Below are 20,995 nucleotides of genomic sequence, written 5' to 3'. Positions count from 1 at the left end.
TAAGCGGATTAAAATTTAAGGAGCGGCGATGATAAATATAGGAATTCACGGCGGAAGTGGCAGAATGGGCACGATGATCTACGAATGCCTGAAAAATTTCGATCAGGCGCGAGCAAGTGTGATCTACACGGTCGCTCCGCTTGATTATACGCCAAACTGCGCCGTAACGAGCAGCTACGACGAGCTTTTTAGCGGCTGTGACGTCGTGATAGACTTCACGATCCGAGACGGCGCAATAAATTTAATGGAATTTGCGCTTTCGCATCCAAAGCCGCTTTGCATCGGCACAACGGCTCTGGGCGAGGAGGGCGAGCGGCTACTGCGCGAATGCGGCGCGAAGATGCCCGTACTGCACGCTACGAATATGAGCCTGGGCGTCGCGGTGCTAAACAAACTCGTAGCGCTTGCTAGCAGGAGCCTGCGCGATTTTGACTGCGAAATTTTAGAGATGCACCACCGCCACAAAAAAGACGCCCCGAGCGGCACGGCGATGAGCCTTGCTGGGAGTGCCGCAAGCGCACGCGAGCTAAACTTAAAGGACGTGCGCGTAAGCGGTCGCGACGGGCTCATCGGCGAGCGCGGCAAGGACGAGATCGCCGTGATGTCGCTACGCGGCGGAGACATCGTCGGGCGCCACACCGTGGGGTTTTACGGCGAGGGCGAGTTCATCGAGCTAAATCATACGGCGACTTCGCGCGCGACCTTTGCCAGAGGTGCGATAAAGGCCGCGGTTTGGCTAGCATCGCAAAATAGCGGGCTTTACGGCATCGACGACTGCTTAGGAATCTAGGCTTTGCGGCTAAATTTAAAAGGAAAAAATGCCAACCAAAGATGAAATTTTAAATTATTTGCGCGAGCTAAAGCCCGAGCTTGAAAGCTTTGGAATTTACAAAGTCGGGCTATTCGGCAGCTACGCCAAAGGCGGAGAAAATATCGCCGAGACGTTTAAAATTTCAGCCGATCTGTTTGATGAGGCGCCGGCAAAATGCCGGACGGCGAGCCGTCGATGATAAAACAAAATATAGATAAATTTCTAAAAAATAAAATTTAAGAGGTTAGAAAATGTGCGCAATCGTGGGAGTCATAAATTCCGAAGGTGCGGCTAAAACCGCGTATTACGGGCTTTTTGCCATGCAGCACCGCGGCCAGGAGGCAAGCGGCATCAGCTCGAGCTTCAACCATCATATCAAAACGATCAAAGCTACAGGGCTCGTGACGGAGGTTTTTAGCCCCGCGAGTTTTGAAATTTTAAAAGGCAACATCGCGATCGGCCACAACCGCTACGGCACCGCAGGCGCAGACAGCCTAAAGGACGCGCAGCCCGTTGCGGGCAACTACGCTCTTGGGGAGATCTCGATCGTTCATAACGGAAATTTGATCAACAAAGACGAAATTCGCCGTAAGCTCGTAAGTGAGGGCGCGATCTTTCAATCCGGCATGGACACCGAAAACATCCTGCACCTCATCGCACGCAGTAAGCAGGAGCATCTAAAAGACCGCATCGTCGAAGCTCTGAATCAGTGCGTGGGCGCGTATTCTCTTCTGATTTTAAGCCGCTCGAAGATGTTTGCCGTGCGCGATCGCTACGGCGTGCGTCCGCTCAGCATCGGCAGGCTCAAAGACGGCGGCTACATCGTCGCGAGCGAAACTTGCGCGTTTGATCTCGTAGGAGCCGAGTTCGTCCGCGACGTAAAGCCCGGCGAGATGGTGATTTTCGAAGAGGGCAAGGATGAGTTCAGCTCGGTTCAAATTTTAAAAGCCGCGGAGGCTAGAATTTGTGCGTTTGAATACATCTACTTTGCGCGCCCAGACAGCGTCGTAGAGGGCAAAAACGTATATGGAGTCAGAAAAAAACTGGGCGCTGCGCTCGCGCGAAAATGCGGGAGTTTAAAAGCCGATTTCGTCGTACCCGTGCCCGATAGCGGCGTACCGGCGGCGCTGGGTTTCGCGCAAGAGAGCAAAATCCCTTTTGAGATGGCGATCGTGCGCAACCACTACATCGGCCGCACCTTCATCGAGCCGACGCAAGAGGTGCGAAATTTAAAGGTTAAACTCAAGCTAAATCCGATCGGCGCGGCACTGCACGGCAAGAGCGTCGCGGTGATCGACGACAGCATCGTGCGCGGCACCACGAGTAAAAAGATCGTCGAGCTTCTGCGCCATGCGGGCGCAGCGCACGTGCATATGTGCATCGCAAGCCCCGAGCTAAAGTATCCCGAGCGCTACGGCATCGACACGCCGAGCGTGCGCGAGCTGATCGCCGCAAATATGAGCACGAATGAAATTTGCAAATTTATAGACGCCGACAGCCTCACGTTTCTTAGCGTACCGGAGCTCGTAGAGGCGCTTGGGGGCGAGCGCAAGTACTCGCTCGTAAGCTTCGACGGCGATTATTTCATCAAAGATTAGCAAATTTAAGGAGCAAACTATGACAGAATTTAAGATTAAGCGCGTCTATGAGAGCGCAGAGGAAGAGGATGGATTTCGCGTGCTTTGCGATAGGCTATGGCCGCGCGGCGTAAAAAAAGATGCGTTGGAGCTTGATATGTGGGCGAAAGATATAACGCCTAGCACCGAAATACGTAAGCTTTTCGCGCATAAGCCTGAGAATTTCGCCCATTTTAAGGAGCTTTACTTAGCTGAGCTTGAGCAAAATCCCGCCGTAGCTGAATTTTTGAAAAAGGTTAAAAACGAGCCAGTTGTCACGCTGCTATACGCCGCAAAGGACGAGCACTGCAACCACGCGATGATTCTGCGCGATTTTTTGCAAAGTAAGGCGTACTAAAATTTTGCGCTCAAAGCGCACCGCTCGCCATAATTTTAAAGCAAATGTAAAACCGCCTCACTCGCCAATCCACTAGTAAAACCAATGTGCGAGGCATAAAATTCAGCGAACAAGGCTTAAGCGGAGCGGTCTTAAAGCCTTATCAGGCGCGATTTGAGATAAATTTTCATCCGGATGTACACTTTGCAAATGAGCATAAAACAAACGCTAAATTTTGCGTCAGAGCTTTAAAAACGCATAATTTTATAAAAAGCGAATAAAATTTCAAGAAAAATAACTCGATTTAATATATGCAAATTTAGAATTTCATCTATTTTTTAACGCTACTTTTAATAATGCAAGCTAGGAATTTAAAAAGTGAGTTTAATATAAATTCGCAACAAATCAAATTAATTTCTTACACGCAGCACTTTTAAATTTCATTTAAGGATTTACCGCTAACATTGCTCGTAATTTTTCACAAGGAGAAACAATGGCAATCAGTGCTAGAAATCAGCTTCATGTCGTGATAAGCGATGTAAAAACAGGTGCGGTAAATTCGCTAATCACAGCTAAAACCAGAGGCGGCGACGTGCTAAAAGCGACCGTGACGGTTGATTCTGAAAAAACTTTGGATTTAAAAGCAGGAAAAGAGGCGGTATTTTTATTCAAAGCCCCAAGCGTCATCATCTCCAAAGGCGAGAACGATCTACGCTTAAGCGCGACCAACCAAATAAAGGGCAAAATCACCGCCGTTAAAGAGGGCGCAATCAATGCTGAAATCGATGTCAGAACCGCAGGCGGCGAGAATTTAAGCGCAACCGTCACAAACGAATCGGTTAAAAATTTAGCTCTTAAAAAAGATGATGAAGTAACCGCAATCATCAAAGCTACTCAAATCATCGTCGGCGTGAAATAATCAGGCGTAACGGTGCGTGCGATAGCGATGCGCGCGTTTTAAACATCACAAAATCAAGGAGCAAAATTTTATAAATTCTGCTCCTTCTTCAAAAATCTCTTTTGATAAATCAAATTTCGTAGCAACTCAAATCGCGCTATAAGTGCTCTTTTCCCTCATGCGCGCAGCTACACCCCGCGCGACATCCAGCCTCAATCACACCAAGAGCGGTCTTACCATAAGTACGCAGCGCGCGTTTCGCGCAGGCTTTGTATCCATGTAGCACGCAAGCCCCACTAGCACGAGATATCTATGAAACGCAGACCCGCCCTTGCCCTACCTCGCTAGGTTATAACGACTTTATTTGCGCGCTCGCTACACTACTTTGCTCGGTAATGACCGATCACCACACTTTTACAGCGGCAGGCTCGGCATATCTTTTCGCGGCGGCGGTACGATGTTTTGCAAAATACTACGCGATGCGGTAAATTTTAAAATTTAAACTCTCCAAGCGCGACAGAGACCGCTTCGCAAAACCCAGACCCGATCCAAAGATCACGACACACACTTCATTACCCCTACTTTGCTGCTTGCTGCGAAATTTAACCATTCTTGCGAAATAAACACGATGAGTTTTATGCCGATGACTTCGAGCCGAACGCCATTCGTGCCTCCATAGATGACAACATTAGCTAGCCGATGTGCACCTTTTAAATACACTTGTACCTTGCAAGCAATCAACACTGGCTACGACGAGTGCACGCACGTATTAGTCGTAGCCATCCATAGCGTGTTTCGATCCACTTTGAGCTTTTGCCGATCGGCTCGTTAAAAGGCGTAGATTCTGCGAATAAAATCACTCTTGTAAAATTTCAGCTCTTAACCCCAGATGGCGGGCATTTGCTTTGCTAAATTTGATACTCGCCTGGGCTCAACTCGCCTCGCAAAAGCTTACTAAAGCGTGCGGCTGCGGCCTCTACGGCATCGTCGCTAAACTCGCCGGGCTCAAACCCGCTACTGATAAACGGCACAGCAAACTCCATCCCGCAGTAGTTTGCCGCGATTTTAAGCGGCGTTAAAATTTCATCCAGGCTAAAGCCTATCGCGCCCTGTTTAGAGTACTCGCTAAGCGGTGTACTGGCGCTTAGCGCGAGCTGCAGGACCTTGCCCTTAAGCGCGCCGGAGCCCACCAGCTCGTGCGAAAAGACGATGTCGATATAGGCTTTTAGCATAGGCGGCACGTTTAGCCAGTACAGCGGGTACAAAAATACGATGCGATCTGCGCCGCGTAGCGCGTCTTGCTCTGCGCGGGCGTCGATGCGCGTAGTATCGGTGCCGTAAAGTCCCTCCAAATGGCGCACCTCCACGCCGGCAGCCCCCTTTGCGACCTGCGATAGGGCTTTGTTCACGCGCGAGGCGGCGAAATTGGGATGCGATAAGATCACGAGCGTTTTCATGTTATTTCCTTTGTTAAAATTTGCAGAATCATATCGTCAAAAAGCTAAAAGTAGATTAAGAGGGGTTGTAAAAATGAAGAGTTGTTTTTTCTTGTGAGTAACCGGAGTTTGCGTGGCACAATAGATACGAGGCGCTCTCGTACCATACTGCCTCAAGGCATGTGCAACAAAATGTTTTTACGCGTGCCGCAAAGCAAGCCCCTAGCCCGCTCTTGTCTAAAACGATCTCGCTTGCGATCCACCCGATCGCGTGCAGCCGCGGCGCGGGGCAAAATTTCATCCAAGCAAGGATAAATTTATGAAAAAAGATTAAAATTTAGCCGCGATTTGGGCTACGAGCCCGAAAATTTCAAAAAAAAGGACACGATATGCAGAGAAAAACACAGATCGAAGACGAGTTTAGCGCAGAGGATCGCGAGCGCAAAATCACGCTGCGAGCGGGAGATGCGGCGCCCGCCTTTACGCTGCAAAACGCCGACGGAGCGAGCGTCGCGCTAAAGGACTTCGCGGGTAAGAGAGTTGCGCTGTATTTTTATCCCAAGGATAACACCCCCGGCTGCACGACCGAAGCGTGCGAATTTAGCGCCGCATACGATGATTTTATCGCCGCAGACTGCGTGATCGTAGGCATCAGCCCCGATAGCGCCAAATCCCACGCGGGCTTCATCGCCAAGCAGAGCCTAAAGCACATCCTGCTAAGCGATCCGCAGCACGAGGTAGCCAAGCTATACGGCGCGTGGCAGGTACGCAAAAACTACGGACGCGAGTATCTGGGCATCGTGCGCTCGACCTTTCTGATCGGCAAGGACGGCAAGATTTTAAAGGTCTATAAAAGCGTCAAGGCAAAGGATCACGCGGCAAAGGTGCTTGCAGATCTGCTAGCTGCGGGGAAATAAAGCGCCAAGCCAGCGTTTTGAAATAGAACTCCGGCGTATTTGGGCGCTAAGCTTTAATTATAAAATTTATGCACTGGAATTTGCTATGGAATTTCGGCGTCAAATTTAGGCGCCGAAGCTTCGGCATTAAAATTCGGTCTTGAAATTTTGCCTTAGAATTCCGCCGCTAATTTGAAAATAAAATTTCAAAGCGGAGCTCTATCTGCGATTTTAGCGGCAAATTTTATCGCCCAAAAATAAAATTTTAAAGGAAAAATATGAAAAGCTTAATCATTCTAGCTCATCCCGACATCGAAAATTCGCTCATAAACAAGCGGCTTTTAAAAGAGGCCGCCGCGCAAAGCTTCGCCGTGTGCGACCTAACGCGCGAGTATCCTAGCGGCGAGATAGACGGCGAGCGCGAACGCGCGATAATCAAAGCTCATGACGCACTGGTGCTGCAATTTCCGCTGCACAACTTCTCCTCGCCCGCGATTTTAAAAAGCTGGATCGATGCGACGATGACGTATGGATTTGCCTACGGGCACACGAGCGAGGGCATTCGTGGGCGCGCCGTGGCGCTGGCGGTGAGTGCGGGCATCAAGCGCGCCGATTACGCGCCTAGCGGGCGGTATCATTTCACGATGGAGCAGATTTTAGCGCCGTTTGAGCTGGCATTCCGTTACTATTTTCATGCCGACTGGCGCGGATTTTTCGCGTTTTACGGCGCCGAAGAGACGCCGGGCGCGGATTATCAAAGCAGCACCGAACAGATAGAAAAAGGCGCGGCGGAGTACGCGGAATTTTTAAGAAATTTAAGCGCAAAGAACGGCGCGGGTAAAAAATTTTAAGTCAAAAACCAAGGCTGGGTTTTTGGGCCAAATTTTAAATTTAGGCTTTTTTTGAGGCACACATTGCGCCTTTGAAACAAGAAGGCTGCGATGAAATTTTAAATGGGATGCTTAAATTTAGCCTTCTTTGCTTGCCGCAGGGACAAAATTCTGCCAGAAAATACGGCGTATTTTCTGGCGCATCTAAATCGTCGAAATATAAAATTTACCGCGGTTTAATGCGACAAGCTGCAAAAATGCGCGGTCGCACCGTCTGCAAAGAGCATTAAAAACGCAATAATGAATGAGCCGTGAAGCAGGGGCGCGGCAAAATTTTACAACGCACCTTTTTGAGCTCGCCAAACCGTGCGCTCAGCAGAGTAAAGCAAAATTTCATAGCCGCATGGAATCCCGCTTGGCAAGATAAAATTTCACCTTGCCGGCGAAATTCCGCCGAGCAGGTAGAATTTCGCGGCGGAATGAACGAGCTAAATTAAAATCTGCGCGCCGAGTAGAAAGCGCCCGAGCTAAGCTTGCGCCGCCGCTAGCGTTATGATCTTCTTAACTACCTCGCTCGCCGCTTTTAAAGAGCCTACGGGCAGATACTCGTAGATCGAGTGGAAATTATGCCCGCCGGTAAAGAGGTTCGGGCACGGCAGCCCCTTTGCGGAGATGACGGCGCCGTCGTAGCCGCCTCGCATAGGCTTGATCTTGGGCTCAATATTTAGGCTTTTAAAAGCCTGCTTCGCAAAGCGTATCGCTGGCGCATCGTCGTTTTTCAAAAAGTTATAGACGTTTTTGTAGCGATCATTTAGCGAAATTTCGATCCGATCGCCCCAGATCGCGCGAAGCCCGTCCGCAGTTTTTTGCAAAAATTCCATACGCTGCTCGTATCTTTTCTCGTCAAATTCCCTCACATCGATCTTTAGGACGGTCTTTGCGCTGTTGCCGCTAAGCTCCTTGACCCAAAAATAGCCCTCCTTGCCATCGGTGTATTCGGGCGCCTCGCCCGCGGGCAGCAGCGAGATGAACTTATGCGCCAAAAGCAAGGAATTTACGAGCTTGCCCTTGGCGTTCATCGGATGAGCGGACTGGCCTTTGAAGGTAACGACGCAATCGCCCGCGTTCCAATTCTCGTAGATAAACTCGCCGATGCCGCAGCAATCAAGGCAGTAGCCAAAGTCCGCACCTATCTCGCTTACATCCAGTGCCTTTGCGCCCCGCAAGCCCTGCTCCTCGTCCGGTACGAAGCAGGCGATTATCTCTCCGTGTTTGATCTGTGAATTTTGGACGAAAAATTCCAGCGCATTCACGATCGCGGCGATCGCCGCCTTATCGTCGGCGCCTAGCAAGCTGGTGCCATCCGTTACGATGATCTCATCTCCTTTATAATTTTGCAGCTCCTCATTTTCGCTCTCTTTAAGATAGATCTCTAGCTCTTTATTTAGGCAGATATCGCCGCCTTCGTATCTTACGATCTGAGCCTTGGTATCATTCGTCTGCTCGGCGCTGGTATCAAGATGGGCAAAAAACGCTACTTTCGCAGCGGGCGAGTTTAAATTTGAGGGAATTTTAGCGATTAAAATCGACTTTTCGTTCAGGCTGATATTTTTTATGCCTAGAGCTTCTAGCTCGCCTTTTATGAGGCCTGCGAGCTCAAGCTCCTTGGGGTTTGAGGGCATTATGCCCGCAGCGCCCGCGACTCTATTTGTGGTGGTGTTGATCTTGGTGTAGTTTAAAAACCTCTGCACAATATCCACAAATGAGCCTTTTATAAAATGACAAATGCGATGACGCAGACGGATATAAACATCCCTAGAGCCGTTCTTTTGGCGATCTGAATAGGATTTACCATCGCAAGTCCCGCGCAAACGATGCAAGCGCCCGCGATCGGCGATGCGCTCCTGCCTAGCGCGCCGCTTATCGCAACCGCCATACCGAGCTTATCTTGTTCAAAGCCTAGCGCGTCGGCGTGCACGGTCACGGCGGTGTTAAACGCCATCGACGCCGCATCTCCAGAGCCCGTTACGACGCCCATAAAAAACGGCACGAAGGTTCCGCCGAATTTTACGTAACCCTGCTCGTTTTTAAGCCACTCGATTACGAAATCGATCGCCCCGCACGCGCTAAGACCCGCGACGAAGACGCCTGCTGCGATGATGATACCTATGATCTCGGCATACGCGCTACCCATTCCTTTGAAAAATTCCTTCGTAATTTTTTGAGGATCGGTTAGAGTAACGGCGATGGTGAGGATAGCGCCCAGCAGCATCGCTTCGGCGACGCCCATCTTCGTCCATTTTAAAAAAGAGACCTGATTTAGGCTCGTGCCGCCGATTACTAAGATCACTAGCGGCACTAACGGCATAAGCGCGTATAAGACGTTTATCTTTTGAGGCTGCGCCTCTAAATTTGAACCTTCGGCGGAATTTGACGCAACGGAATTTGCGCCGCCCTCTTTTTGTGCGAGATAATTAACCCCCCTGGTGTAGTCTTTGCAAACTATCGCCGTTATACTCATTACGATCAAAACCACGATCAAAGCGGTAATCGCGCTAGAAAACTGCACGGCGATGACGTCTTGAACCGTATAGGATGGGTTGTGCGCCTTTACCATATCGGCGACAAATACGTTGTGCGCCGAGCCCGGGCTTAAAACGCTACCGAAAGTTCCCGCAAATACCGCAGCTCCCGCCATCTCCGGTTTAACGCCCGCAGCCATCATCACGGGGATCAGCGTAGCGCCGACCGCAGCCGAGCAGCCCGCAGCGGAGGGGATAGCGATATTGATAAAATATGTAAGCGCCACGACGAGCGGGATCAATAAAAACCCGATATTGCCAAGAGGCCTGGTTAGTAAATTTACAAGAGCGCGGTCGCAGCCGGTAAATTTCATCACGAAGGCAAAACCCATACTGGCGCAGATCGCCTTAATAAGCCCTGCTTTGGTCATATACGAGGTAAAGGCGCCCAGTCCGTCCAGCGGCTTTAGACAAAGCACGCACAGCACCAAACCCACGCCGATAAGCACGGTTTTGGTGTCCTTCTTCATAATCAGTAAAGCGACGACTGCGACGATACCCGCAAGCGCCAAAAGTAACCTAAGTGTCTGCACGATAACTCCTTTTAAATTTTAAATTTACTTCCCACGGCGATGCGCGAGATCTCTTTTTTATACTCGAATTTTAGCACGTCCGCATATCCCATCACCTCACACTCGTTTCCGTTTATCAAAAACGCGCTACCCTCGGGCATAGCATAGACGCTGTCGTTTTGATTGACGATCAAAAACTCCTCCAGCCGCTCCTCCCTGCTCTCGCCGTTGTGGTTTGAAATTTTGCCGCTTATGAAGTGCGGATTGATCTGATACGGAAAGATCCCCAGAGCTACCGGCGAGGGCGGAAAGACGATCGGCATGTCGTTGGTAGTCATCATCGTCTTGCCCGCGACATTTGCGCCAGCAGACCAGCCGAAATACGGCGTACCGCTATCCACGGCCTCTTTGATCGCACCTAAGAGATCAAATTTATAAAGTTCATTTAGCAGCACGAAGGTATTGCCGCCGCCGATGCAGATCGATTTGGCATTTTTAACGGCGGCCTTCATATCGGAAAAGCGGTGGATCGATCTGATATTGTTGCTCTCCAAGCAATCCGCGACCTTCTGCTCGTATTGCTCGTTCGTGCGTCTAACGCCCGCAAACGGAATGAATAAAATTTCATCCTCCCAAAGACTTCCTAAAAATTCCTTGATCCACCCCTTGCAGTGGTTCAGATAGCCGCTGTCTTTGTAACTAGAAGCGCTTAGAAGTAGTGCTCTTTTCATGCCGCTCTCCTTAAATTTTGCCGTTTAGCTTATACGCGCAGCGCAGATACACGTCCACTCCCGCAAGCAGCGAGTCCTCGTCGAAGTCGAATTTGGCGTTGTGATGCCCCGCCGCAAGCGTCGTGCCGATCATCAAATATCCGCTCTTGCCGCCCGCATCCTGTACCGAGCGCATAAAGTGCGCGAAGTCCTCGCATGCGCCAAAGCTTAGCTCCCTTACGATCTTGTCGTTATCAATAAACGGCGACGCCTTCGCCGCATCCTCGTAAAGCTGCGTGGTAGCCTCGTCGCTATCGCCGCCCGCGGTGCCGCCCGTAACCTGCACGTCGTAGCTGACGCCGTAAATTTTAGAAACGCCCTCCACTATGTCCATGCATTTGGCCTTCATAAACTCATTCAGCTCCGTGCTCTCGCCGCGCGTCTCGCACGCGAGGTAGCCGTTAGGCGCGATGACGTTGCGCCCTTCGCCCGCGCGTAGCACGCCGACGTTGATACGCGTGACGCCGTCTGCGTGTCTAGTGATGCCGTGCATATCAAGCGCCATCTCGGCTGCGGCGAGCAGAGCATTGGCTCCGTTTTGCGGTGCGCCCGCTGCGTGAGCGGACTTACCCTTTAAATTTACGTCAAATTTAGTGGTCGCAAGTAGCTTTTTTGTGCCGCAGATGATGCCTCTCATAGTGGTCGCCTGAAAGCCGATATGACCGCCTAGCAGATAATCCACGCCCTTGGTGACGCCCGCAGCTTCCATACCTACGGCGCCCCTGGTGCCCTCCTCGGCGGTTTGGAAGATAAATCTAAATTTACCGCTAAAATCATTCAAATTCTGCGCGATCAGCTTTGCTAAAGCAAGCCCCATCGTGATGTGCCCGTCGTGCCCGCACGCGTGCGTGATGCCGCTAATATCAGAGCGAAAGCCCTCCTTAAAAGGGCGGTGATCCGCGTCCGTGCTCTCGGTGACGTCCACGCCGTCGATATCAAATCTAAAAGCGACCGTCTTGCCTGCGCGCCCCGTGTCTATTTCGGCTACAAGGCCCGTTAGCCCGTCCTCCATCGCATCAAGAAATTTCATCTGATCTGCGTTTAGCAGCTCTTTGGCGCGCTGCTTCGCCTTCTCGCAGGCATCCTTGCTACCTACGCCCTGCCTCGCCTCAGCCTTTACCACCTCGCGACCGAGCTTTATCTCATAGCCCAAGCGCTGCATACGATCCGCGATAACCGCGGTCGTAAAAAAGGTAAACCAGCCCGTCTCGGGATGCGAGTGAAAAAACCTGCGATCCCCGATCATCTCGCCCTTGAGCGCCTCTACTTTTTGTGCGATAGCATCCATCTTCTCTCCTTTATTTTTTGGCTAAGTTTAACATCGCCGCGGCTAAAACCTTCGTAGCGGCGAAGGCGTCGTTCCAGTTTATGCTTTCGTTTACGTTGTGGCTGATGCCGTCCTTGCACGGCACGAAAAGCATCCCCACGCGATCCGCAAGCCCCGTCATATTCATCGCGTCGTGTCCCGCGCCGCTAGGAAGCCTCAGGCTTGGAATTTTAAGCTCGCCGGCACAGCTCTCAAGCAGATCTATCATCTCCTCGCTTAGCTTTACGGGGCGATCTTTGATGAGATTTTTTAGTTCAAATCTACACCCTCTGCGAGCGCAAATTTCATCTATCGTGGCGCAAATTTGATCGTCCACCGCTCTAAGCGCATCCTCGTCTATATCGCGTATATCAAGACCTAGCGTGCAGGAGCCCGGGATCACGTTTAGCACGCCGGGAAGCGCGTTTGCATAGCCCGTCGTCGCAACCGTGGTTTTGCCCTCCTTAGCGATCCTCTCCGCGCTTAAAATGATCTCGCTAGCGCAAGTTAGGGCGTCGCAGCGCATATCCATCGGCGTAGCGCCGCTGTGATCGGCTCTGCCCTCGATCCGCAGCTCGTATCGCACGGGCGCGGCGATACCCGTGACGATGCCTACGGGGATACCGCGTCGCTGCAATACCGGCCCCTGCTCGATATGAAGCTCGATATAGCTATGAAAGCTGGATTTTGGCAGGACGCAGCTTTTTAAATTTGCGGGATTTAGCCCGAAATCTTGCATGGCGTCAAATAGCGAAATTCCGTCTTTATCCTTTAGCTCGCCTAGCTGCTGCCGCGATAGTTTGCCGCTAATTATCTTGCTGCCTACGGTCGCCATTTTAAAGCGGCTCGACTCCTCGCAAACAAAGACGATGAACTCCAGCGGGCGCGCAAGCTTTTCGCCGCTATCTCGCACCGCTCGGATCGCCTCCAAAGCGGCCATGACGCCTAGCGTGCCGTCGTAAAAGCCGCCTTGCGGTACGCTATCGATATGCGAGCCAGCGCTGACGGACGGCAGATCGGGATTTTGAACGCCTCCAAATTTAGCGAAAATATTGCCCGTATCGTCGATTCTGATCTTGAAATTTTCTTTTTGAAGTAGCGATATGAGGAAGTTGCGCGCCGCTTTGTCCTCGCGCGAAAACGCAAGCCGCGTAAGTCCACCGCCCGCCAAAGCCCCAAAACGGCTTATCTGCTCGAACTCGCTTTTAAAGCGCTGCATGTTTATGTCCATAAATCCCCTTTTTTAAAAAATTTATGAATACAGCATTTTAATATTAAATTTATATAACAAAGCTGAAATTTGCCTATCGCGGCGGCAAACAGGGCGCTAAAATGGCGCGAGCAAAGTCGCTTTTAAGATAACGCTATAAATTTTAAATTTTGCCTTTTGGGCTTTAAAATCGCGATAAGCTGCTTAGCTTCAGATTAAACGGATATAATTATCGCAAAATTTAATAAGGATCAGGAATGAAACAGGGCTCGCTAGAGGGGCTTTATGAAAAGCTAAGGCAATTTGATAGGTTGGCGGATAAGGAGGAGTATCTGTTTGATGCGATAAAAGACGCCGTAGAAGCGGAAAATTTCGAATTTGCCGCGCAAATTTGCGACTTTGTGCTAAACGAGGAATTTGAAAAATTCGGCGCGGTTTTAAGAACGAGGGCGCTAATGTGGCTCACGGGCTACATCGCGCAAAATTTGAAAGATAGCAAGAGCGAATACCCGAATTTTAACGACTTTACGGACTGCCTGTGGAAATTTAAATGGATCGTTTCGGGAGTCGCCAAAAGCTCCATGATAGAAAAAGAGCTCATAGACGAGGTAAACGAAGCGATGCTGTTTTACTACGAGCGCTTGGAGCTCTCGCTGGCGGCTTATTACAAGGCTTTGATGAATCAAAACATCGATATGGGCGATGCTAGAGAGGCGAAGGCAAACTATGAGCTGTGGAAAAAGCTCGCCAAAGACGATATGTCCGACTGCGAGGCGTGCGAGGCATCAAGCGAGATCGCGTATTTAAATTTTGCAGGCGAACACGAAGCGGCGCTGGGTCTTGCCGAGCCGATACTCTCGGGCGAACTAACCTGCTCCGAGGTGCCGCACATAACCTACGCGCCGATACTTTTTAGCATGATAAAGACGGGCAAGATAGAGGAGGCAAAAACCCTGCTGCCAAAGGCCGCGGCGACGATCGAGTCAAATCCTCGCGTCATAAACCAGATCGCGCCGCTAATCGAGATCGCCGTTAGGCTGGATGAGCGCGAGACGGCGTTAAGCTTAGCGCGCAAGCACTCCGCGGCGATCCTTGACGGCAACGACGATCTAAACGACCTACGATTTTTTATCGCCGTTAGTGCATTCGGCGATGAGAGCGACTACAAAACGGCTTTGGAGCTAGCGGGCAAATTTGACGCTAGAAATCAAAACTTCTACTACGCCGATTATCTGAATAAATTTTACGAGGAATTTGGAGTTTGAAATTTGATAATTTAAAAATCTCGCGCACTTTGCCCGCAAAGCATGGCGCTGTTTTAAGCGCATACGGCGAGATAGTTTAAAATTTACTGCTCGATACTGCTTTTTCATACTCGCAACGACGAGCGCGATAAAAATTTATGCAGAACGTGCGTTGGCGGCGCGCGGTAAATTTTATACCGCTTACTCGCATACATCGGCAGCCGGTCGCCAAAATAAATCATAGAGCGCGCAATACTAAATTTAACTCGATCGCTACGTATGAAAGAAAAATATCGTAGCGGCGCATATCAACGCTAAACCGCATGGACAAGAGCAAATATTTGCGACAGCAAGACACGTATTCTAAATTTCAACCGCCGCAGAACGTAAACTTTAACCGAGCCCGCCGTCAATCTCGCCGCAAAACACATAAGCTACAATAATGGCGTATCTCGCGCATCTTCACCTAAATTTGACGGCAAATTTAATAGCAAAATTTAAAGCATGGAGCGACGGGATTTTAAAACAAAATTTCAAGTAGCTTTTTAAATGTAAAATTTCAGATGGAATTTTAAATGTAGAATTTCAAATAGAGTTTTAAAATTCCAAGAGAATTTTATCCCTTGGAATTTTAAATTCAGTGCTTGGCTAGGTAATTTGTGTCGTAGTTATTATCCACGAAATCGGGGTTATTCATCATTCTAAGATGAAAATCGCGCGTCGATTTTATACCACCGATGATGAGCTCATCTAGCGCGACTTTCATCTTCGCAATCGCACGCTCGCGGTCCTTGTCGTAAACGATGAGCTTACCGATCATGCTGTCGTAGTAAGGCGGCACCGAGTAGCCCTCATAGACGTGACTATCCATACGGACGTTTCTGCCGCCCGGAGCAACGTATTTTGTGATTTTACCCGGGTTTGGCATAAAGCTTTTAGAGTCCTCGGCGGTGATGCGGCACTCAAGCGCATGCCCGCTAAATTTTATCTCGCTTTGAGGCAGCAGCTTCTCGCCCTGCGCGATGCGGATCATCCACTCAATCAGATCGAGCCCGCTTCGCATCTCGCTTACGGTGTGTTCGACCTGCAAGCGGGTATTCATCTCGATGAAATAGAATTTTTTATCCTTGCTATCGTATAAAAACTCAAACGTTCCCGCGCTTGCGTATCCGATCGCCTTAGCGGCGCGAACCGCCGTTTCGTGCAGGCTCTTTCGTGTCGGCTCGTCCAAGATCACGGCCGGGCTTTCTTCGATCAGCTTTTGATGGCGGCGCTGCATCGAGCAGTCGCGCTCGCCGATATGCACGACGTGTCCATGCTCGTCGCCCAAGACCTGAACCTCGATGTGGCGCGGGTTTGTGATATATTTTTCCATATACATCGTGCCGTCGCCGAACGCGCTCATCGCTTCGCTCTCTGCCGACCAAAAGAGCTTTTCGATATCCTCTTCGCGCTCGACCACGCGCATTCCGCGCCCACCGCCACCGGCTGCGGCTTTAATGATGACAGGATAGCCGATTTCGGCGGCTAGCTTGCGTGCCTCTTCGACGCTTGCGATCGCGCCGTCGCTGCCAGGCACTACGGGGATGCCCGCGCGCATCATCACTTGCTTGGCCTTGCTCTTATCGCTCATCAAGGTCATCGCCTCGACGCTCGGGCCGATAAATTTAATGCCGTGCTTAGCGCAAATTTCTACGAAATTTTGACTTTCGCTCAAAAAGCCGTATCCCGGAAATATCGCGTCGGCTTCCGTTAGCTCACACGCCGTGATGATCGCGGGGATATTTAGGTAACTATCGCTGCTGCGCGGTCCGCCTATGCAGACCGACGCGTCGGCGTATTTGACGTAAAGCGCGTCCTGATCGACGGTAGAGTGCACGACGATGGCTTGTTTGCCCATCTCTTGGATCGTGCGAAGCGCTCTAAGCGCTATCTCGCCGCGATTTGCGATTAGAATTTTCTTAAGCTCCCTCATAGCTTCTCGACCTCAAACAGCGCCATAGCGTATTCGACGGGTTGTCCGTCTTCGACGAGAGCTTTTTTGATGCGGCAGTCGAATTCCGCTTCGATCTCGTTCATAATCTTCATCGCTTCGATGATGCCGATCGTATCGCCCTTATGCACGACCTGGCCCACGCTTACAAACTCTGCCGCACCGGGGCTCGGCGCCTTATAAAAAGTACCTACCATCGGGCTGTCGATCGTATCCATCGAGCCTTTTGTGGCGGGCTTGTCGCCCAAGAGCACGTTTACTGAAGGCGCAGCAAGCTGCGGAGCGGGTGCCGGTGCGGCGAGCTGAGGCGTGCTCCCACCGCATGGGCCATATTTTTTTATCTCGATTTCAAAATCTTTATCTTTAATTTTTAGCTCATTAATGCCCTGCTTCTCGCCGAAAAAGTCCATTAACTCTTTGATTTCTGCTTTTGTCATAAATTTCTCCTGAAAAAATTTGCGAAATTTTAGCTAAATTTTTATAATTGTTTCTTTAAATGGATTTTCGCAGGGCTTTTAAGAAGTGCAAAGCGAAATTTACGACAGAATTTGCGGACTGATTTTAAGGATTTATAGGCTGCAATTTGCCTCGTTCATTTTAAGCTCGAACTTCGCAAGCGAGACACGAAATTTTGCCGTAAGGGCGCAGGATGATTTTAAATCCTTCAAAATTTAACGCTTAATTTTACGACCGAAATTCTACGCCCAGGCTCAGAGCGCAAAAATGCCACGCTTTGCTTTAAAATTCCACTTTTGGGCTCGTATCAAAATCCTGCGCCTTACTTTTCTTTAAAATTTCGCGCCGAAATTTTGTTTTAAAACCCCGCGCCGAAATTCTATCCGCGCGAAGCCCTATGCGTTAATGTGTCGCAAAAAAGCTCTGAATTTTCGCTTTATCGCTCGTTTTGCTAAGAGCCAGCATCAGCAGCACGCGCGCCTTTTGCGGATTTAGATTATCGGCGGTTAAAAAGCCGAGCTTAGCGTCGTCCACCTCTGAGCCTACGCTAGTTGAGCCGCTGCCCGTGCGACTTGAGCGCACGACTATCACGCCCGCTTCGCTAGCTTTTGCAAGCGCAACCTCCGTATCGGGGTATAAATTTCCGTTTCCCATGCCGGCGACTACGATGCCCTTAGCGCCCTTTTGTACGGCAGTCTCTACGAAATCGCTCACGTCTTGCGGATGCGCGTAAATAATATCGACGCGCGGCAAGGATTTGAAATCCTTGATATTAAACTCGCTTGCGACGGTGTGTTTGCGAAGCGGTGCCATATAGAAATTTACGACTCCGTAATTCACGGTGCCGATTTTGCCGGAATTCGGCGAGGCAAAAGCCGCAACGTTAGTAGTATTTGTTTTCGTAACCTCGCGCGCAGCATGAATCTCGTCGTTCATCACTACAAGAGCGCCCTTTTCGCGAGCGTTTTTATCTGCCGCAACGCTTACGGCGTTAAAGATATTTAAAGGGCCGTCCGCACTCATAGAATCAGCGTTTCGCATCGCCCCCACCAAAACGATCGGTTTTTTGGATTTTACTACCAGGCTTAAAAAATACGCCGTCTCCTCCATCGTATCGGTTCCGTGCACGATGACGATGCCGTCGACGTCGTTTTTGGTAAGCAGCTCGCTTACGCGGTTTGCGAGCTTGAGCCAAATTTCATCATTCATCTCCTGCGAGCCGATATTTGAAATTTGCTCACTTTTAATCGTAGCTAAATCCCCCAGCTGCGGTACTGCCGCTAAGATATCTTCTACACCCTTAGAGCCTGCGGTATAGTTGCCCTCCGTGGCACTTGCGCTGCTTCCTGCGATCGTACCGCCGGTAGCTAAAATATAAATATTTGGCTTCGCAGCAGCCAAAGATGACGCGATAAAAAACGTAATAAACGCAAATTTCTTGAGTAGTCCCATAGTTGCTCCTTAAAAAGTGATAAAATTTTTATAATTTAAGCAAAATTCTAGCATAAAATTTTTATTATATTTTATTTTGCTGCTATAATGCGCGAAAAATTTTGATTATTTTAAGGAAATTTTATGGGACTGAAAAGCGATAAATGGATCAGACAGATGTCGCAGCAGCACGATATGATAGCGCCTTTTTGCGAGGAAAATATCGGCCGCGGCGTCGTTAGCTACGGACTTTCCAGCTACGGATACGACATACGCGTAGCGCGCGAATTTAAAATTTTTACAAACGTCGGCGGAACGGTCGTCGATCCTAAAAATTTCGACGCAAAAAACGTCGTGGATTTTGAGGGCGATGTCTGCATCGTGCCGCCTAATTCCTTCGCGCTAGCGCGCACTATCGAATACTTCAAAATGCCGCGCGACGTACTTGCGATCTGCCTCGGCAAAAGCACCTACGCGCGCTGCGGCATCATCGTAAACGTAACGCCCTTTGAGCCCGGTTTTGAGGGACATATCACGATTGAAATTTCCAACACCACGCCGCTGCCTGCAAAAATTTACGCGAACGAAGGCATCGCGCAGGTTTTGTTTCTGCAAGGAGATGAGCCGTGCGAGGTGAGCTACTGCGATAAAAATGGCAAATACCAAAGCCAAAAGGGCATCACGCTGCCCAGAATTCTAAAGGATTAAGCAATGAAAAAATTAATCATCGTAGAATCCCCCGCAAAAGCCAAAACGATCAAAAATTTCTTAGGCGACAATTACGACGTAATCGCGTCTAAAGGCCATATCCGCGATCTGCCGCAGAAAAAATTCGGCATTAAAATCAAATACGGCTTAATCTCCGTATTGTAGACGAAATGCGTAATCTTCAGATCGGGGAATTCCGTCAGCACCGGACGATAGAAGCAGCCGAAATCGATCTCTGTCACCTTGTCGAAGGCCGCCTGCACCTGATCTGGACCAGCGAAGCACTTATCCAGCGGCCGAACCACGTCCTGCGCCGTGAAAACAGGCACGAACGACGCCATTCTCCCATTCGTGATCCGATTGGCGCTCTTGAACATATTCTGGATCTCAAATTGTACCATGGCCCGCCGGTCATTTAGCAACTCATCCGCCTTCTGCTGAGTGATCGACGCCGTCCTCACTTCTTCGCGGAGATACTCCGACCAGTCGTTATCGAACTCATTCTTGGACGGGATCGCCGTTCCCCGGTAAATCCTGGTCAGCCAATCATAGACGGGAAGGATCCGCCCCTCCGGGTTTTCCTCCCAGCTCACAGCAGCGCGGTACAGCGTCTCCGTATTGGCCGCCCCGGCCAGCCCCTCATCCATGAAGCCGAACAGGAAAAACATCCGCACCTCGGCGGGAATGTGGCTTGTCTCCATGCTCTTGAAAAAGGCGGCTTCATAAATCTTATAGAACCCCTCGGCGAGGCTCATGCGCAGATGCCGCATCTCATCCGACTTCGCCCGTCGATCCTCCGTCTCCGCATACTGTTTAAGGTCCTTGCGAAACGTCTCCGCTACCTCGCTCCTGACCCCGGAGAACGCCAGAATCACGTCCAGCGCGTTACTGATGACCGGCGTTTCCTCCGATCCGCCGCGCGTCTCGGCATCCACCCGCGACTTGACGTCATAAAACGCCGTCACGAAGGACGACGTGGCCGCCCTCGTCTGGCTGATAAATTCCGTCGCCGCTTCCAGTTCCTTCCGCACCCGTCGGCCCGTCTCCGAGGCCCGCATCACCGTTTCCAGGCAGAAATTCACATCCAGGGCGTAGAACTTCTCCCGAAGCGCTGCGTCGTGTTCACAGAAAGCCCGGCAGACTTCTGCTTCCCAGCCCAGGCCCAGGCCGGAGGGCTCGAACACAGTCAGCCCTTCCACAAAGGCAAATCGCGTGGGCGCCGTCTGCAACTTCACACACAAAAACTGGTAATCGTTGTAATTATACTTGATCTCCTTGCAGAGTTCGGTCGCCGCTTCTTCCGTTGCAGCTAATGCGCTCAGCATCCGTTCCGTGAGTGCCATGCTGGCCGCCGCCATCACCGGCGCGATAGAAGGCGTGCTGGCCACGGCCTCCACCACATCCTCTGCCGCCAGATACGGCAGCGTCATCAAGGTGGAATCCTCAGAAGCCACGTAATCGAACGTGTACTTCTCGCCGGGAAGGTAAACGGCGCCCGCCACGGTGCCGCTCCCCAGGCGGACTTCGACCTCATCCCCGTCCGTCATCACCAGCGCGCCCGAAAGCACAATCTCCAGTGCCCGAACCTCTTCCCCCTTTCTGTGAAGTACCTGTCCCTTGCCAACCGTTACCTTCTCCATGAACGAAACACCCTCCCCGTGTTTGAATTCTCCTCTCCAGAAACGTTCCCACGCTCTCTCGGGGGGAGAAAATATCCTATTCCCAGTTTGCCTATTCAGATCGGCGCTGCTGCTTCGCCGCCATATGGAATTTATTTTCTTCCAACGGAAAATTAAACTTCTTCTTATTCTATAATATCAGGCCCAAAAATGCAAAGCATCCTCTGTTTGAATTTTAGCAACGCCCCCTGCCCCGCAAAAGAATTTTTATTTTTCCTTGCCAAACGGCGGCTGATCCGCTATAATATTGATTGTTTCAAACAAGCGCTGTTAGCTCAGT

General features: G+C 50.4%; 21 protein-coding genes and 2 pseudogenes. 13 read left to right on the top strand and 10 right to left on the bottom strand.

Annotation, left to right across the window (positions count from 1 at the left end; translation table 11 throughout):
• The first annotated feature begins 28 nt into the window (after window positions 1-28).
• The 5 genes from dapB (at window position 29) to Q0101_RS04310 (ending at window position 3,683) form a co-directional block, all read left to right on the top strand.
• The gene (gene dapB, locus Q0101_RS04330) at window positions 29-790 is read left to right on the top strand and encodes a 4-hydroxy-tetrahydrodipicolinate reductase (protein WP_297942701.1); all 762 of its coding nucleotides are present in this window, start codon (window positions 29-31) and stop codon (window positions 788-790) included.
• 28 nt (window positions 791-818) lie between these two features.
• Window positions 819-1,010, top strand: a complete 192-nt coding sequence (locus Q0101_RS04325) for a nucleotidyltransferase domain-containing protein (protein ID WP_297942699.1) — start codon at window positions 819-821, stop codon at window positions 1,008-1,010.
• Window positions 1,011-1,062: 52 nt separating this feature from the next.
• On the top strand, window positions 1,063-2,409 hold the full coding sequence (gene purF, locus Q0101_RS04320; RefSeq protein WP_297942697.1) for an amidophosphoribosyltransferase: 1,347 nt from the start codon (window positions 1,063-1,065) through the stop codon (window positions 2,407-2,409).
• A 19-nt stretch (window positions 2,410-2,428) separates the two neighbouring features.
• Window positions 2,429-2,785, top strand: a complete 357-nt coding sequence (locus Q0101_RS04315) for a DUF488 domain-containing protein (RefSeq protein WP_297942695.1) — start codon at window positions 2,429-2,431, stop codon at window positions 2,783-2,785.
• 472 nt (window positions 2,786-3,257) lie between these two features.
• On the top strand, window positions 3,258-3,683 hold the full coding sequence (locus Q0101_RS04310; protein ID WP_297942693.1) for a TOBE domain-containing protein: 426 nt from the start codon (window positions 3,258-3,260) through the stop codon (window positions 3,681-3,683).
• Between the two features lie 887 nt (window positions 3,684-4,570).
• Here Q0101_RS04310 and Q0101_RS04305 read toward each other — a convergent pair.
• Window positions 4,571-5,119 (bottom strand): NAD(P)H-dependent oxidoreductase, encoded by a 549-nt coding sequence (locus tag Q0101_RS04305; RefSeq protein WP_297942691.1) that lies wholly within the window; start codon window positions 5,117-5,119, stop codon window positions 4,571-4,573.
• Window positions 5,120-5,280: 161 nt separating this feature from the next.
• Between Q0101_RS04305 and Q0101_RS04300 the strand changes: the two genes are divergently transcribed.
• The 5 genes from Q0101_RS04300 to Q0101_RS04280 all read left to right on the top strand — a co-directional run bounded on the left by Q0101_RS04300 (window position 5,281) and on the right by Q0101_RS04280 (window position 7,321).
• Complete coding sequence (locus Q0101_RS04300; protein ID WP_297942689.1) at window positions 5,281-5,421, top strand: hypothetical protein; 141 nt, start codon at window positions 5,281-5,283, stop codon at window positions 5,419-5,421.
• A gap of 66 nt (window positions 5,422-5,487) precedes the next feature.
• Window positions 5,488-6,015, top strand: a complete 528-nt coding sequence (gene bcp, locus Q0101_RS04295) for a thioredoxin-dependent thiol peroxidase (protein WP_297942687.1) — start codon at window positions 5,488-5,490, stop codon at window positions 6,013-6,015.
• Window positions 6,016-6,272: 257 nt separating this feature from the next.
• Window positions 6,273-6,845, top strand: a complete 573-nt coding sequence (locus Q0101_RS04290; RefSeq protein ID WP_297942685.1) for an NAD(P)H-dependent oxidoreductase — start codon at window positions 6,273-6,275, stop codon at window positions 6,843-6,845.
• Between the two features lie 71 nt (window positions 6,846-6,916).
• A complete protein-coding gene (locus Q0101_RS04285) occupies window positions 6,917-7,114 on the top strand; it encodes a hypothetical protein (RefSeq protein ID WP_297942683.1) in 198 nt (65 codons plus the stop codon).
• A gap of 21 nt (window positions 7,115-7,135) precedes the next feature.
• Window positions 7,136-7,321 carry a hypothetical protein gene (locus Q0101_RS04280; RefSeq protein WP_297942681.1) on the top strand — a complete coding sequence of 62 codons (186 nt, stop codon included), beginning with the start codon at window positions 7,136-7,138 and terminating at the stop codon, window positions 7,319-7,321.
• A 30-nt stretch (window positions 7,322-7,351) separates the two neighbouring features.
• Here the strand turns inward: Q0101_RS04280 and pepT are convergent, their stop codons facing one another.
• From pepT to Q0101_RS04255, 5 genes are read right to left on the bottom strand one after another with little or no spacing between them, the layout of a single operon-like run.
• Entirely contained in the window at window positions 7,352-8,584 is a 1,233-nt protein-coding gene (gene pepT, locus Q0101_RS04275) for a peptidase T (protein WP_297942680.1), read from the bottom strand.
• Between the two features lie 11 nt (window positions 8,585-8,595).
• Entirely contained in the window at window positions 8,596-9,939 is a 1,344-nt protein-coding gene (dcuC, locus tag Q0101_RS04270) for a C4-dicarboxylate transporter DcuC (protein WP_297942678.1), read from the bottom strand.
• Window positions 9,940-9,950: 11 nt separating this feature from the next.
• Window positions 9,951-10,649, bottom strand: a complete 699-nt coding sequence (gene pepE / locus Q0101_RS04265; protein ID WP_297942676.1) for a dipeptidase PepE — start codon at window positions 10,647-10,649, stop codon at window positions 9,951-9,953.
• A 10-nt stretch (window positions 10,650-10,659) separates the two neighbouring features.
• Complete coding sequence (locus tag Q0101_RS04260) at window positions 10,660-11,976, bottom strand: amidohydrolase (RefSeq protein ID WP_297942674.1); 1,317 nt, start codon at window positions 11,974-11,976, stop codon at window positions 10,660-10,662.
• A gap of 10 nt (window positions 11,977-11,986) precedes the next feature.
• Window positions 11,987-13,225 carry a Zn-dependent hydrolase gene (locus tag Q0101_RS04255; RefSeq protein WP_297942672.1) on the bottom strand — a complete coding sequence of 413 codons (1,239 nt, stop codon included), beginning with the start codon at window positions 13,223-13,225 and terminating at the stop codon, window positions 11,987-11,989.
• Between the two features lie 236 nt (window positions 13,226-13,461).
• Here Q0101_RS04255 and Q0101_RS04250 point away from each other — a divergent pair, with 236 nt between their 5' ends.
• Window positions 13,462-14,469 (top strand): hypothetical protein, encoded by a 1,008-nt coding sequence (locus Q0101_RS04250; RefSeq protein ID WP_297942670.1) that lies wholly within the window; start codon window positions 13,462-13,464, stop codon window positions 14,467-14,469.
• Between the two features lie 616 nt (window positions 14,470-15,085).
• Here the strand turns inward: Q0101_RS04250 and Q0101_RS04245 are convergent.
• The 3 genes from Q0101_RS04245 to Q0101_RS04235 all read right to left on the bottom strand — a co-directional run bounded on the left by Q0101_RS04245 (window position 15,086) and on the right by Q0101_RS04235 (window position 18,298).
• The gene (locus tag Q0101_RS04245) at window positions 15,086-16,423 is read right to left on the bottom strand and encodes an acetyl-CoA carboxylase biotin carboxylase subunit (RefSeq protein ID WP_297942669.1); all 1,338 of its coding nucleotides are present in this window, start codon (window positions 16,421-16,423) and stop codon (window positions 15,086-15,088) included.
• On the bottom strand, window positions 16,420-16,878 hold the full coding sequence (gene accB, locus Q0101_RS04240; protein WP_297942667.1) for an acetyl-CoA carboxylase biotin carboxyl carrier protein: 459 nt from the start codon (window positions 16,876-16,878) through the stop codon (window positions 16,420-16,422). The genes Q0101_RS04245 and accB overlap by 4 nt, the downstream gene beginning before the upstream one ends.
• Before the next feature lie 421 nt (window positions 16,879-17,299).
• The gene (locus Q0101_RS04235) at window positions 17,300-18,298 is read right to left on the bottom strand and encodes a type II asparaginase (RefSeq protein ID WP_297942806.1); all 999 of its coding nucleotides are present in this window, start codon (window positions 18,296-18,298) and stop codon (window positions 17,300-17,302) included.
• Between the two features lie 174 nt (window positions 18,299-18,472).
• Here Q0101_RS04235 and dcd point away from each other — a divergent pair, with 174 nt between their 5' ends.
• Window positions 18,473-19,036 carry a dCTP deaminase gene (dcd, locus tag Q0101_RS04230; RefSeq protein WP_297942665.1) on the top strand — a complete coding sequence of 188 codons (564 nt, stop codon included), beginning with the start codon at window positions 18,473-18,475 and terminating at the stop codon, window positions 19,034-19,036.
• Window positions 19,037-19,039: 3 nt separating this feature from the next.
• Window positions 19,040-19,174, top strand: a pseudogene (locus Q0101_RS04225) (toprim domain-containing protein); the annotation flags it as partial.
• Window positions 19,175-20,445: 1,271 nt separating this feature from the next.
• On the opposite strand, the pseudogene Q0101_RS04220 reads toward Q0101_RS04225, so the two are convergent.
• Window positions 20,446-20,676 (bottom strand): annotated as a pseudogene (locus tag Q0101_RS04220) (cyclic nucleotide-binding domain-containing protein); the annotation flags it as partial.
• Between the last annotated feature and the right edge of the window lie 319 nt (window positions 20,677-20,995).

The organism is uncultured Campylobacter sp., from assembly GCF_937921625.1.
Taxonomy (GTDB): domain Bacteria; phylum Campylobacterota; class Campylobacteria; order Campylobacterales; family Campylobacteraceae; genus Campylobacter_B.
The sequence above is the reverse complement of the archived record's forward strand: the minus strand, read 5'-3'. Positions and strand labels throughout refer to the sequence as shown.